10 protein-coding genes are annotated in these 14,247 nt (G+C 72.4%); 2 read left to right on the forward strand and 8 right to left on the reverse strand.

What is annotated here, in order from left to right; translation table 11 throughout:
• Window positions 1–832: 832 nt before the first annotated feature.
• The 3 genes from Aiant_RS18335 to Aiant_RS18345 all read right to left on the reverse strand — a co-directional run bounded on the left by Aiant_RS18335 (window position 833) and on the right by Aiant_RS18345 (window position 5,188).
• Window positions 833–1,849: a potassium channel family protein gene (locus tag Aiant_RS18335; protein ID WP_189328341.1), complete on the reverse strand. Its 1,017-nt coding sequence runs from the start codon at window positions 1,847–1,849 to the stop codon at window positions 833–835.
• Between the two features lie 77 nt (window positions 1,850–1,926).
• The gene (locus Aiant_RS18340) at window positions 1,927–4,512 is read right to left on the reverse strand and encodes an ATP-binding protein (RefSeq protein ID WP_229829801.1); all 2,586 of its coding nucleotides are present in this window, start codon (window positions 4,510–4,512) and stop codon (window positions 1,927–1,929) included.
• A 460-nt stretch (window positions 4,513–4,972) separates the two neighbouring features.
• Window positions 4,973–5,188 (reverse strand): FmdB family zinc ribbon protein, encoded by a 216-nt coding sequence (locus Aiant_RS18345; protein WP_189328339.1) that lies wholly within the window; start codon window positions 5,186–5,188, stop codon window positions 4,973–4,975.
• Window positions 5,189–5,266: 78 nt separating this feature from the next.
• On the opposite strand from Aiant_RS18345, the gene Aiant_RS18350 reads away from it, so the two are divergent.
• Both Aiant_RS18350 and Aiant_RS18355 read left to right on the forward strand, forming a co-directional pair.
• On the forward strand, window positions 5,267–6,571 hold the full coding sequence (locus Aiant_RS18350) for a lysozyme family protein (protein WP_189328338.1): 1,305 nt from the start codon (window positions 5,267–5,269) through the stop codon (window positions 6,569–6,571).
• A gap of 88 nt (window positions 6,572–6,659) precedes the next feature.
• Window positions 6,660–7,679 (forward strand): GNAT family N-acetyltransferase, encoded by a 1,020-nt coding sequence (locus Aiant_RS18355; protein ID WP_189328337.1) that lies wholly within the window; start codon window positions 6,660–6,662, stop codon window positions 7,677–7,679.
• A 730-nt stretch (window positions 7,680–8,409) separates the two neighbouring features.
• Here Aiant_RS18355 and hemB read toward each other — a convergent pair.
• The 5 genes from hemB to Aiant_RS18380 form a co-directional block, all read right to left on the reverse strand.
• Window positions 8,410–9,390, reverse strand: a complete 981-nt coding sequence (gene hemB / locus Aiant_RS18360) for a porphobilinogen synthase (RefSeq protein ID WP_189328336.1) — start codon at window positions 9,388–9,390, stop codon at window positions 8,410–8,412.
• Between the two features lie 51 nt (window positions 9,391–9,441).
• Window positions 9,442–11,028 (reverse strand): bifunctional uroporphyrinogen-III C-methyltransferase/uroporphyrinogen-III synthase, encoded by a 1,587-nt coding sequence (locus Aiant_RS18365; RefSeq protein ID WP_189328335.1) that lies wholly within the window; start codon window positions 11,026–11,028, stop codon window positions 9,442–9,444.
• Window positions 11,025–11,924 carry a hydroxymethylbilane synthase gene (gene hemC / locus Aiant_RS18370; RefSeq protein ID WP_229829853.1) on the reverse strand — a complete coding sequence of 300 codons (900 nt, stop codon included), beginning with the start codon at window positions 11,922–11,924 and terminating at the stop codon, window positions 11,025–11,027. The genes Aiant_RS18365 and hemC overlap by 4 nt, the downstream gene beginning before the upstream one ends.
• Before the next feature lie 62 nt (window positions 11,925–11,986).
• Window positions 11,987–13,300 (reverse strand): glutamyl-tRNA reductase, encoded by a 1,314-nt coding sequence (locus Aiant_RS18375; protein WP_189328333.1) that lies wholly within the window; start codon window positions 13,298–13,300, stop codon window positions 11,987–11,989.
• Window positions 13,297–14,037: a redox-sensing transcriptional repressor Rex gene (locus tag Aiant_RS18380; protein WP_189328332.1), complete on the reverse strand. Its 741-nt coding sequence runs from the start codon at window positions 14,035–14,037 to the stop codon at window positions 13,297–13,299. Before Aiant_RS18380 ends, Aiant_RS18375 begins: the two co-directional genes overlap by 4 nt.
• Window positions 14,038–14,247 lie beyond the last annotated feature (210 nt).

A 14,247-nucleotide genomic window follows, 5' to 3' on the forward strand; every position in this document is an offset into this window, starting at 1 on the left:
CTCACGACCGCGAGGCCGCATCCGGGCCGAACTGCCCGCCTCACGGTGGTCCGCCCCAACCCCCACGGCCGAAGCCCAGCCAGGTTCCTCGGCTGGAGTCCCTGGCCCTATCCCGGGCGCGAATAGGGCCACCAGGACCAGCCGGGTTCGTCGGGCTGGCGTCCATAGCCCTATCCCGGGTGCCAATAGGGCGTTCAGGACCAGCCGAGTTCGTCGGGCTGGCGTCCACGGCCCTATACCGGGCGCGAATAGGGCGTTCAGGACCAGCCGAGTTCGTCGGGCTGGCGTCCACGGCCCTATACCGGGCGCGTATAGGGCGTTCAGGACCAGCCGAGTTCGTCGGGCTGGCGTCCACGGCCCTATAGCGGGCGCGAATAGGGCGTTCAGGACCAGCCGAGTTCGTCGGGCTGGCGTCCACGGCCCTATACCGGGCGCGTATAGGGCGTTCAGGACCAGCCGAGTTCGTCGGGCTGGCGTCCACGGCCCTATAGCGGGCGCGAATAGGGCGTTCAGGACCAGCCGAGTTCGTCGGGCTGGCGTCCACGGCCCTATAGCGGGCGCGAATAGGGCGTTCAGGACCAGCCGGGCTTGCCGGGTATGGCGGGCTGGCGTTCATGGCCCTATCCCGGGTGCGGATAGGGCCACCAGGACCAGCCCGGGGGTTGGGGTTGGCGGTCGTGGCCACCCACGGGCGTCGCCCTGGAGGGCCGGGCGTTCGGGACGCGCCAGCGTCCTGCCCGGCCCGGAAGGGTCCCTGGCGGGAGCGACGATCAGTAATCAGCGCGGATCCGAGTCAGCAATCCCTTGATCTTGATCCTCGGCTGATGCCCGCCTAGAAGGAGACGCCGGTTGACGCGGACTCGTCGTCGCGGATGTAGACCAGCAGGTCGCCGGTCTCGATGGTGACGGCCTGCTCGCCGCCGAGCGGCAGCACCTTGCCGCGCCGGATCAGCGCCACCACCAGCGTGGGCAGTTCGCGCGGGTTGCGGCCGACCTCGGCGCGTTCCGCCGAGCGCATCGCCAGCGCCATCCCCTGGCCCGGGGTGAGCAGGTCCTCCACCACGTCGATCAGCGGCGGCGCGGTGGTGGTCAGGCCGAGCAGCCGGCCCGCCGTGGACGACGACACGATCACGTGGTGCGCGCCGGACTGCTTGAGCAGCGCCGCGTTCTCCTGCTCGCGGACCGCCGCGATGATCCGCACCTGGCCGGCGGTCAGCTGCCGCACGGTCAGCGTGATCAGCACCGACGCCTCGTCCTGGTCGGTCGCGATGATCACCGACTTGCAGTTCTTCACATCGGCGTCGAGCAGCACCGAGGAGCGGGTGGCGTTGCCCTCGATCACCGCGAACCCGTTCGCCGCGGCCTGCCGGACGGCCGGCTCCCGATTTTCCACGATCACGATGCGGGACTTGTCGTAACCGGTCTCCAGCAGCGCGTCGACCGCGGCCCGGCCCTTGGTGCCGTAACCGCAGATGATCACGTGGTCCTTCAATTTGCGCCTCCACCGGGCGACCCGCAGGCCTTTGCGGTACTGGTCGGTGAGCACTTCCAGGGTGGTGCCGACCAGGATGATCAGGAAGAGCACGCGAGCGGGGGTGATGAACAGGACGTTGATCAGCCGGGCGCCCTGGGTCGCCGGGGTGATGTCGCCGTAGCCGGTGGTGGAGAGCGAGACGACCGCGTAGTAGAAGCAGTCGAGCAGGCTGAGCCCGTCCTCGTTCACGTCGCGGTACCCGTCGCGGTCCGCGTAGACGATCGCCACCGCGGTGAGCACGAGGGCGAACGCCATCACCAGCCGCACGGCGAGGGCTCTCAGCGGTCCCTGTCGGACCAGCGGGAGGTGAATCATGGGACCGCCTGCACGGACAACACCCTAACGGCATCCGCCGCAATGATCCGCATCACCCGCCTACCGGGTGCCGCCGGTCAGCGAACTATCTGTGCGAACCGGACCGCGCCGCCCTCCAGATCCGGGTGCTCGACGGCCAGCGCCATCGCCACCACGCGGTCGAAACCGAGGGAGGCACCGTCGGCGTAGGCCTCGTCGAAGGCCGCGTCACCCAGCGCCGCGCGCAGCGCCGCCTGCTGCGCCGACCAGAACGCGCCGAACGACTCGGTACGCCGGGCGCCCCGGGCCGCCTCGGCCCCGCCGAACAGCACGGCCGCCGTGGCCGGGTCCCCGCCCAGCGCGCAGCGGACCGCGATGGCGGCCACCGCGTCGGCGGCCGCGCCCCGGAAGCCGTGCCGCAGCCGGGACCGCAACGCCACCACCAGGTGATCGTGGGCGGCCACCAGATCACCCCGGCGCAGCGCGACCATGCCGAGCATCCAGTCCACCGCCCGCCGCCCCCGGTCCGCCGGGCGCGCGGCCTCCATCTGCCGGGCCGCGCCGAGCAACTCGGACGCCTCGGCCAGCGCGCCCCGGCGCCAGCACAGCTCGGCCAGCGCCAGCACGGCCGGCAGCGACTCGGTGGCCACCCCGGCCCGCTCGGCCTGGGCGATCACCGACCGGCAGGACCGTTCGGCGTCCTCGGGGCCGCGCTCGTCCAGCCGGATCCGCCGGCTGCCCAGCGCCCGGACCAGCAGGGCCGGATCGCCGGCCGCGCGGGCCGCGCGCTCCGCCCGGCGCAGGAATTCGTTGCGTTCCGCGCGGTCGTCGCTGAGGTCGGCGTGGATCAGGTAGGCGCGGGCCAGCTCGGCCGGCTCGTGGTCGGCGCCGACCCGCTCGCAGAGCAGGCTGAGCAGGCCCCGCCCCTCGCCGGCCCCGCCGTGCTCGTGCCACCACGGGTTCAACGCCCCGGCCAGGCGCAACCCGGCCCGGACGTCGCCGCCCGAGGACGCCCAGCGCAGCGCGGCCTGCCACTCCCCGACGTAAGGGCCGAGGTCGGTCAGCGAGACGGTCCGCTCCTGCCCGTCGGTGTCCGTCGCGACGGTCTCCAGCGCGTCCAGCGACCAGGCCAGGTGCCGGTCCCGGACGGCGGCCTCGTCACCGGTGGCGGTGAGCTGGCGCAGGGCGTACGACCGGACGTGCCCGGACATCCGGTAGCGCGGCCCGGGCACCACGTCGATCAGCGACTTCTCGGCCAGCTCGGAGAGCGCGCTGAGGGCACCCTCGCCGCACCAGTCGACGGTGGCCAGGTCCACCGGCTCGGCGAAGACCGCGAGCCGGCGCAGCAGCTCGGCGGCCCGGCTGCCCAGGCTCCGGTACGACCAGTCCAGGTTGTTGCGCAGGCTGTCGTGCCGCCCGTCGCCGCTCGCGTCGCTGTCCAGCGCGCCGATCGGGTCGTCCAGCCGCCGGGCCAGCAGGTCGGCCGGCATCAGCCGCAACCGGGTGGCGGCCAGCTCGATGGCGAGCGGCGACCCCTCCAGCCGGGCGGCCAGCTCGGCCAGCTGCTCCTCGTCGTCACCGCGCCGACCGCCCCGGGCCGCCGTGGCCCGGTCGGCGAGCAGCGCGAACGCGTCGGCCGGCGCCATCGGCGGGATCCGCCACACGGTCTCCCCGGCCAGCCCGAGCGGCGCCCGGCCGGTGGCCAGCACGTCCAGCCGGCGGCACCGGGTCAGCAGCCGGTGCGCCAGCGCCGCGGTCAGCCCCGGCGCCGCGTCGCAGGTTTGCAGGATGACCAGCATCCGCCGCTCGGCGCACTGCTCGACCAGCGTCTCGATCATCGCCCGGCCCGGCTCGGGCCGCAGGCCGAGGGCCGCGGCGAGGGCGGTGGGCAGGCCACCGGGCGCGGCGGCCGCGTCGATCGTCCACACCCCACCGGGGTACGCGGCGAGCACCTGCTCGCCCACCGCCAGGCTGAGCCGGGTCTTGCCGGCACCGCCCGGCCCGACCACGCTGACCAGCCGGTGCCGGCTGAGCAGCTCGGAGAGCTCGACCACCTCGGACTGCCGGCCGACGAACGTGCTGTGCTCGGCCGGCAGGTTGTGCCGGGGCGCCTCGGCGGTGCGCGGTCGCGGGAAATCCTTGTCCAGGCCGGGCGCGACGACCTGGTAGAGCTGCTCGTCGTCGTCGAAGCCGCGCAGCCGGAACGCGCCGAGCGCCTGGAGGTCCACGGTGGCCAGAGTGGCGGCCGCGGCGGTGGCGACCCGGCTGTGGCCGGCGGTGGCGTACGTCGCGGTCACCGCCAGGGCGGTCGCCTCCGAGCAGAGCACCTGGCCACCGTGCGCGGCGGCGGACACCCGGGCGGCCCGGTGCACCTCGGCGCTGGCGTACTCGGTGCCGACCGGCGTGGCCCGCCCGGTGTGCAGTCCCATCCGGACCTTCGGTACGGCGTCGTCGCGCGGCCAGGCGAAGGCGGCCAGCCGGCGCTGCGCCTCCACACAGGCCGCCACGGCCGCGTCGGCGTTGTCGAACGCCACGAAGAAAGAGTCACCCTCGGTGAGGAGTTCGACACCACCGAAGTCACTCAGCGCCGCACGTAACAGAGAGCGATGTGCATTCAGCACAGCGCGATAGCTGTCACCGAGCATCCGGGCCAAACGCGTCGAGCCCTCTATGTCAGTGAACATAAAGGTCACGAGGCCACTGGGTAGCTCGAGCCGTCCCGACACGGTTGAACCTCCGCCCCCTTTGGAAGTCGCGACTCATGCTGCCGTATCTCAGAGTCACCGCCCATCGTAGAAACGGACGGTAACCGCCTGCCCGCCACGGCCGACCCCTTACGGAGGACATCTCCCATCCTGGGATCGACGTCGGCATACGGGACTACGCGTGTCGTAACGAAAGAGATCGAACGCGGAAACGACGCGGTCGGCCAAAACCGCCGGGCCGTTCGGGTGTACCCGTACGTGTCATCCCAGGACCTGAGATACCGGCCCTGACCAGGGCGGATTTTATCGGCAGCGGGTGGAGCGGCGGGCACGGAGGGTGAGATTGGACAGCTGGTTGGCCACCAATGTCGACGCACGACCGGAATCTAGGGTTTTGCGGTAAGGAGTGGCGCAGATCACTCCGTCGAGTGATCGCGAATCAGCAGCCGCATCCTCCGCCGCAGCAGCCGCCACCGCCACCGGCCGGCCGGGCCGGAGTCGCGCCGCCGCGGCCGGTGACCGCGACAGTGGACAGCAACTTGACCGTGTCGTCGTGACCCTGCGGGCAGGCGGCCGGCTCGGCGGCCTCCCGCATCGGGCGGCTGACCTCGAAGGTGTCGCCGCAGGCGCGGCAGCGGTAGTCATAACGTGGCATCGCACCAGCGTAGGGCCCCTGGCCGGGAGCGGGCCGCGCGACCTCCCGCCGGTGGTCGCGGCCCGGTAGGGTCGAGCCGTGGCGGAGGCACCGAGGATCCCAGCAGAGCGGCCGGAGTTGCGGGCGGCGGCGCCGCCTCAGGGCGGGCCGCTGGGCAGTTCCGGTGCGGCCAAGAGCGGCGGTCCCGGCGCCACGCCGACAAAAAGCGGCGGATCCACGAGTGGCGGCTCCGCCACGACGACCAAGACCAGCGATCCTGACGCCACGACCACCAAGAGCAGCGACTCCGAAGCCGCGTCGGCGGTAGTCACGTCGGACAAGGTCACCACCGCGGAAAAAGCGGATAAGTCCGATAAGCCGGAAGCTTCGGCACCGGCGGCCCCCACCGTCGCCCCACCCGCCAAGCGTGGCCTGCTGCGCCGCTCCGCGAGCGCCCTCGGCCGCGGCGGCCGCAGCGTCGCCACCTGGTCGAGAGGCCCGAGCGGCCGCGTCATCCTCCCCAGCGCCGTGGTCGTCGCGCTGATCGCCGGCGCCGGCACCGCGGGCGCCTACCTGGTCCCCCGCGCCCTGGACGCGCCCGCCACCCCGAGCGCCACCCCCACCTTCGGCAATGCCCCGCTGCCCTCGGCCGGCGACCCGAACGCGCTGCCCACCGGCGCCCTCCCGACCGATCCGGGCGCCGGCGGAACGCTGCCGGCCGCCACGTTCCCGGCCACCACGGTCCCGGCCGCCACGGTCCCGGCGACCACCCTGCCCGGCGCGCTGCCCACCACCGCCGGCGCCACCGGCGGCCGCCCGGCCGACACCCTGGCCGCCTGGGCACAGACCATCGGCACCAAGGTCGGCATCCCGGTCGTCGCGGTCCAGGCTTACGGGTACGCCGAGCTGGTCACCACCCGGACCACCCCGACCTGCCACCTGACCTGGACCACGCTCGCCGCGATCGGCAAGGTGGCGTCCGCGCACGGCAGCGCGAACGGCGCGGTGCTCGGCGTCGACGGGGTGGCCCGGCCGGGCATCGTCGGCCTGCCGCTGGACGGGCAGGGCGGCCGGCCGCTGGTCGCCGACTCCGACCAGGGCACGCTCGATCAGGACACCAGCTTCGACCGCGAGGTCGGCCCGATGAAGATGACCCCGGGCACCTGGACGGCGAACGCGGTGGACGCCGACCGCAACGGCGCCACCGAGATCAACGACATCGACGACGCCGCGCTGGCCACCGCGTCCGCGCTCTGCAAGGACGCGAAAGGCTCCCCCCGTGATCTGTCCCGGGCGGACTCCTGGTGGGACGCGGTGCTCACGCTGAACAACGGCGCCCTCCGCCCGTCGGCGCAGAAGGTGTTCGAGGCCGCTAACGAATACGGGCGCGACAGCCGCAAGTGACCGCCCCGCTGCGACGCTGAGTGAGTGCGCGCGTACTTTTGCGTGGTCAGCACTTCCCTGAAGGTCGGCTGCACGGCACGATGTACGGGTGAGGGTGCGTGAATGGGATCCCCGCTCCGCGTCCCCGGCTGAGGTCCACTCGCTGGTGGAGACGGTCAACGCGGTGCTGGCGGCCGACCTCCCCGACGATCCACCGTGGCGGGACGTGCAGGTCCGCGACTACCTCGCGGAGACCATGCCGGGCGAGCGCCGGATCTGCTGGGTCGCCGAGGACGATCGCCTTCCGGAGGGGGAGAGCGAGATCTACGCCCTGGTCAGCATTCTGCTGCTGGGCGACATCGGCGTGCTCGAGATCCTGGTCAGGCCGCATCTGCGCCGCCGGGGACTGGGCCGCGAGCTGCTCGCGGTGGCCGCGCGCCGGGCGTACCTCGAAGGGTTCTCCTCGATCGGCGTGGAAGCGATCGGCGGCACCCCGGCCATCGCCTTCTACGAGGCGCTCGGCTTCGAGCGGGAGTATGTGGAGACTCGCGGTGTCCTGAGTCTGGACACCGTCGACTGGGCCGCGCTGGGCGCGATGGCCAGCGGCATCAGCAGCGGTTATCGGGTGGAGTATCACCCGGGTGGCCCGCCCGCCGAGCTGCTGGAGCCCTATGCCCGGGCCAAGGCGGAGGCGCAGACCGACGAGGACGATCTCGATCTGACCCCGCGATCGTCCGACCCGGAGCGACTGCGTGAGTCACTGGACACACTGCACCGGCGGGGTCTCAAGCCGTACATCGTGCTCGCCATCCACGAGGCGACCGGCGCGGTGGCCGGGCTGACCGAGCTGGTCGTCCCGGCCCAGCACCCGGAGCGCGCCGATCAGTACGACACGATCGTGGTCCGGGAGCACCGCGGCTACGGCATCGACCGGGCGATCAAGGCCCGGATGCTGTTCGAGCTGCGCGCCGCCGAGCCCGGCCTGCGCCAGGTGCAGACCTGGAACGCGCAGCACAACGAGTCGATGCTCAAAGTCAACGCCGAGCTGGGCTACCAGAGCGACCGCGACTGGTACGAATACATCGCCGACGTGGGCCAATTGGTCCAGCGCCTGGAACCCCACAGCTGAAAATCTTTATTTACGCAGGCCCAGCGGTGTACGGACCGCATGCTCCCGCGCGGGCCGGGCGGACTGATCTGGCCGCTGGCGCGTCCAAAACGATCAGCCCACCCTTCACTGTCCGCGGGTGGTTCCGGAGATCAACCCCCGGCTGGTCCCCAGCGCCCTATCCCACTCCCGGACAGGGCCACCAGAACCAGCCCGACACCCCCCGGCTGGCCCTCAACGCCCAATCCCACTCCCGGACAGGGCCACCAGAACCAGCCCGACACCCCCCGGCTGGCCCTCAACGCCCAATCCCACTCCCGGACAGGGCCACCAGCACCAGCCCGACACCCCCCGGCTGGCCCCCAGCGCCCTATCCCACGCTCGGACAGGGCCACCAGCACCAGCCCGACACCCCCGGCTGGCCCTCAACGCCCAATCCCACTCCCGAATAGGGCCACCAGAACCAGCCCGACACTCCTCGGCTGGTCCTCAGCGCCCTGGACAGATGTGGATCGGGTCAAGCCGATTGACACCCCTGGCACATGGGATGTCTTCACTGTCCGCGGTGCTCACCGAACCCCAAAACGCGCTCAGGCCCCCTAGGTTTCTCACGAAACGCCGCCGGTGAGATGGGCTCGGCTTTTCCGACGCCGCGGGGTTTGCGGTGGCGGAAAAGACGCGCCCATCTCACCGGTTACAAGGCGTTTTGTGCGCGGAGCGAAGCGGAGCAAAGCCAGCCCAGCCAATCAGCTCAGCCAATCAGCTCAGCGACCTCGGTGGCCCAGTAGGTGAGGGTTATCTGGGCGCCGGCCCGCTTGATCGACGTCAGCGTCTCCAGGATGGTCCGCTCGCGGTCGATCCAGCCGTTGGCCGCGGCCGCCTCGACCATCGAGTACTCGCCGGAGACCTGGTACGCGGCGACCGGAACGGTCACCCGCTCCCGGATCGCGGCGATCACGTCGAGGTACGGCAGGGCCGGCTTGACCATCACGATGTCCGCGCCCTCGGCGACGTCCAGGTCGACCTCGCGCAGCGCCTCGCGCAGGTTCGGCGGGTCCTGCTGGTACTGCCGCCGGTCGCCTTGCAGGGTGGACTCCACGGCCTCGCGGAACGGGCCGTAGAACGCGCCCGCGTACTTCGCCGAGTAGGCCAGGATCGAGACGTCCTGGTGCCCGGCCGCGTCCAGGGCCCGGCGGACCACGCCGATCTGGCCGTCCATCATCCCGGAGGGGCCGACCATGTGAGCGCCCGCCTCGGCCTGGGCGACCGCCATCCGGCCGTAGATCTCCAGCGTGGCGTCGTTGTCGACGGAGCCGTCGGCGGCCAGCACCCCGCAGTGCCCGTGCGAGGTGAACTCGTCCAGGCAGAGGTCGCTCATGATCACCGTGGCGTCGCCGAACTCGGATCGCAGGTCGCGGACGCCGACGTTGAGGATGCCGTCCGGGTCGAGCCCGGCCGAGCCGGTCTCGTCCTTGTCGGCGTTGTCCGGCACACCGAAGAGCATCAGACCGCCGACGCCCGCGCTGACCGCGTCGTGCGCGGCTTTCAGCAGCGACTCCCGGCTGTGCTGGACGACGCCCGGCAGCGAGCTGATCGGCTTCGGCTCGGTGATGCCGTCCTTGAGGAAGAGCGGCAGGATCAGCTCGGCCGGAGACAGCCGGGTCTCCTCGACCAGGCGGCGGATCGCCGGGGTGCGCCGCAGCCGGCGCGGGCGGATGTCGGGGAAGGACATCGAGCGCTCCTAAGAAAAACGCGCCGGGGGACATCCCCCGGCGCGCGGAAATCAGCGGAATCGAAGAGCCGTCGGCCCCTGCACCTTCGAGCCGCGGCGCTGCTTGGCGGGCATGGCCGCCAGCTTCTCGCGCAGCTCCATGGCGTACTCGGCGAGCGCCTCGACCAGGTCCGGCACCGAGGCGTCCTGCGGCTGGGTGTCCACCCGCAGGCCGAACTCGATCGCGGTCTCCGCGGTCTTCGGGCCGATCACCGCGACGACCGTGCGGGCGTGCGGCTTGCCGGCGATGCCGACCAGGTTGCGGACGGTCGAGGACGAGGTGAACAGCACCGCGTCGAAGCCACCCGACTTGATCGCGTCGCGGATCTCGGCCGGCGGCGGCGCGGCCCGCACCGTCCGGTACGCGGTCACGTCGTCCACCTCCCAGCCCCGCTCGATCAGGCCGGCCGCGAGGGTCTCGGTGGCGATGTCGGCGCGCGGCAGCAGCACCCGGCCGACCGGGTCGAGGATCTCGTCGTGCGGCGAGAACTCGGCCAGCAGACCCTCGCTGGACTGCTCCCCGGCCGGGATCAGCTCGGGCTGGATGCCGAAGGCGCGGACCGCCTCGGCGGTGGCCTCACCGATGCAGGCGATCTTCACGCCGCCGAAGTGGCGGGCGTCCAGGCCGTGCTCGGCGAACTTCTCCCAGACCGCGCGGACGGCGTTGACCGAGGTGAAGACGACCCAGGCGTACCGGCCGTCGACCAGGCCCTTGACCGCGCGCTCCATCTGCGCCGGGGTGCGCGGCGGCTCGACCGCGATGGTCGGCACCTCGCACGGGATCGCCCCGTACGCCCGCAGCCGCGCGCTCATCGCCCCGGCCTGCTCCTTGGTCCGCGGGACCAGCACCTTCCAGCCGTACAGCGGCCGGTTCTCCCACCAGCTCATCGCGTCCCGGTCGGCCACCTCGGCGCCGACGGTCAGCACGACCCGGCCGGTGAAGCCGAGCGCGGCGGCCACGAAGCTGTCCACCGTCGAGGTGGTGGTGTACTGCGTCTCACCGGTGCCGTCGCCGGTCACGCCGACCGGGACACCCGGCTCGACACCGGCCGCGAGCAGCCCGTCGCGGACCGCGGCCAGGTCGCCGGCGTCCACCGCGACGGCGAACGAGCCCTTCTGGGCCGCGCCGGCCAGCGCGTCGAAGTCCAGCGTGGTGACGTCGTCGACGTCGGCGGAGATGCGCACGCCGGGCAGCGGCACACCGGCGTAGGCGGCGACGCCCTCGGCCTGCCCGATGCCCGGGATCACCTCGAAGTGCACCGCGGTCCGCGCGACCGCCTGCACCTCCTTGACCACCGACTCGTGGCCGAACGGGTCACCGGCGACCAGGTGCACGGCGGACAGGCCGGACTTGGCGGCGGAGAGCAGCACCTTGGCCACGTCGCCGGGGGCACCCTCGGCCGGGCTGAACTGGGCGTCGTCCTTGGCGTCCGCACGGACGGCGGCCAGCAGGGAATCGGGCACGCCGCGGTCGTAGACCACCTGGTCGGCATCGGTGAGCGCGGCATAGGCGCGACGGGTCAGCAGCTCAGGGTCGCCGGGTCCGGCGCCGATGAACGCGATGCGTCCGGCGGGCTTACGGGCGGTGCGGGTGGTCATTCTGTGCTCCCCATCAGGGTATCGGCGCCGGCGTCGAGGAGGTCGGTGGCGAGTGCCTTGCCGATCTCCGCCGCCCCGGCGGGCGTTCCGGTGCGCGACAGCCGGATGGTGCGAACCCCATCCGGGCTGATCACCGCACCGCGCAGGTGAATCATCTCCTCGCCGCGCCCGTCCCCGGGGGTCGAGCCGGCATGCCTGCCCCGGACGAGGCGGGCATATGCGGCGACCGGGGCGGCACACCCGGCCTCCAGCGTGGCCAGCAACGCCCGTTCCGCCAGCACGGCGGCCCGGGTCGGTGCGTGGTCGAGCGCGGCCAGCAGCTCGACCAGGTCGTTGTCGCCGGACCGGCACTCCACCGCCAGCGCGCCCTGGGCCGGGGCGGGCAGCATGAGCATCGGGTCCAGCGTCTCGGTGATCTCGGCGGTGCGGCCGATGCGGGACACACCGGCGCGGGCCAGGATGACCGCGTCGAGGTCGGCGCCGGGACCGAGGACCCGCGCCATGCGCGTGTCGATGTTGCCCCGGATCGGCGTGACCTGCAACTCCAGCCCCAGCGCGCGGAGCTGGGCGATCCGCCGGACCGCCCCGGTGCCGATCACCGAGCCGGGTGGCAGGTCGGCCAGGGTGCGGCCGTCCCGGGCGATCAGCACGTCCCGTGGGTCCTCCCGGCGGGGCACCGCGGCGATGTGCAGCCGGGGGTGCTCGCCGGTGGGCAGGTCCTTGTACGAGTGCACGGCGAAGTCGATCTCGTCGGCCAGCAGCGCGTCCCGCAGCGCGGAGACGAACACCCCGACGCCGAGCTGGGCGACCGGCGCGGACGAGGTGTCACCGGGCGTCACGATGCGGACCAGCTCGACCGGCCGACCGGTGGCCGCGGTCAGCTCGTCGGCGACCATCTGGGACTGGGTGAGTGCCAGCTTGCTGCCCCGCGTCCCGAGGCGCAACGGCGTGGTCGTCGTCACGGCTTACCTCCGATCTCGGGCACCGCGTCGGCGTGGGTGGCCAGGGGGACGTCCAGGTCGAACAGCTCGCGGAGCAGGGCGGCGTACTGATCCCCGCCCGGCTCGGCGGCCAGCTGCCGCACCCGCACGGTCGGCGAGTGCAGGATCTGCTGGACGACCCGGTGCAGGGTACGGGAAACGTCGGCCCGCTGCTCCTCGCTGAATTCCGGCCGCCGGCCGAGCAGCTTGCGCATTTCGGCGGAGACGACCTCCTCCGCACGGGTACGCAGGGCGGCCACGGTCGGCGCGATCTCCGCGCCGCGCATCCAGCCGAGGAAGTTGTCCACCTCACCGGTGACGATCTGCTCGACCGCGGCGGTCTCGGCGGCGGCCGGGGCGGCCCGGCGGCCGGCGGCCAGGCTGTCGATGTCGATCACGACGAGCCCGGGCAGCCCGGCGGCGTCCGGGGCGACGTCGCGCGGGACCGCGAGGTCCAGCACCACCAGCGGCGCGGTGGAGGTCCGGGCGGCCAGGGCCGCGGTGAGCAGCTCCCGGGTCAGCACCGGCTCGGTGGAGGCGGTCGCGCTGACCACGATGTCCACCGCGCTCAGCTCGCCGGTCAGGCCGGCCAGCGGGACCGCGACCGCGCCGTACGCCTCGGCCAGCCGGTCGGCTCGCTCGGTGCTGCGGTTGGTGATCCGCAGCGGGCCGACGCCGGTCCGGGTGAGCGTGGCGACCGACAGCGCGCCCATCGCGCCGGCGCCGATCACCAGCGCGGACCGGCCGGTCAGGTCGCCGCCGAGGTGGTCGGCGGCCATCTCCAGGGCGGCCGTGACGACGCTCTGCCCGGCCTTGTCGATGCCGGTCTCGGCGTGCGCCCGCTTGCCGACCCGCAGCGCCTGCTGCATCAGCTCGTGCAGCAGCCGGCCGGCCGTGTCGGACTCGGTGGCCGCGTGGTACGCGTCCCGCAGCTGCCCGAGGATCTGCGCCTCGCCGACCACCATCGAGTCGAGCCCCGAGGAGACCCGGAACGAGTGCTGGACCGCGGCCTCGCCGTAGTGCACGTAGAGGTGCCCGGCCAGCTCGTTGGCCGGGATGCCGGACTGCTGGGACAGCACGTTGCAGATGTCGCCCAGGCCGCCGTGGAAGCCGCTGACCGCCGCGTACACCTCGACGCGGTTGCAGGTGGAGACCACCACGGCCTCGCTGACGTAAGGCTGGGCGACCAGTTTCTGGAGGATCTCCGGGACCTGGGCCTCGGGGATGGTGAGCCGTTCCAGGACGGCGACGTCGGCGGTGCGGTAGGACGCACCGATGCTGAGGAGATTCACGACCCGACTGCCTCCTGGTCACCCGCGGTGTCGCCGCCCCCGCCGGGGAGAGCGGTCAAGGACGCCTTGCGGTGTTCGTGGAACGAGAGGATCTGCAACTCGATGGCGAGATCCACCTTGCGCACGTCGACGTTCGGCGGGACGGCCAACACGCAGGGCGCGAAGTTCAGGATGCTGGTCACACCGGCGGCGACGAGCACGTCGGCCACCGCCTGGGCGGAGGTCGGCGGGGTGGCGATGACCCCGATCGCGATCGACTCCTCGGCGGCGATCCGCTCCAGGTCGTCGATGTGCCGCACGGTCAGCCCGTTGATCACCTCGCCGACCTTCTTGCGGTCGGCGTCGAAGAGCGCGACGACCCGGAAGCCGCGGCTGGCGAAGCCGGCGTACCCGGCCAGGGCGTGCCCCAGGTTGCCCACCCCGACCAGGCAGACCGCCCGGTTCTTGTCCAGGCCGAGGATGTACTCGATCTGGTCGACGAGCAGGGCGACGTCGTACCCGACGCCCCGGGTGCCGTACGACCCGAGATGTGAGAGATCTTTCCGCAGTTTGGCGGAGTTGACCCCGGCTGCGGCGGCCAGACCCTCACTGGATACCGTTTCGGCGCCGGCCTCGGCCAGATGGTGAAGGGCGCGCAGGTATTCGGGCAGCCGCGCGATCGTCGCCTCCGGGAGCTCCGGGAAGGCCGGGACGCCACCGGCATCGCCGGGCGTGCTTCCGTGACGCTGCTGACTCATCTGACTCCGTGCCGACGAGGCGAACCTGCGGTGAGCCCGTTCTGTGCGATACCGGTGAGACCCTCGTGGGGCGACTGTGGTAGCGGGGCTCGTCGAAGCCACAGAGTAGGCGCTTGTGAAGGCCTGCACAAATCGCGATCTTGTCGGGACAATTGGACAAGATCGACTCGGCTGTGCTAGCCGAGCCGACCTGTCGAGTATTACCGGTGG

The organism is Actinoplanes ianthinogenes (assembly GCF_018324205.1).
GTDB classification, from domain to species: Bacteria; Actinomycetota; Actinomycetes; order Mycobacteriales; family Micromonosporaceae; genus Actinoplanes; species Actinoplanes ianthinogenes.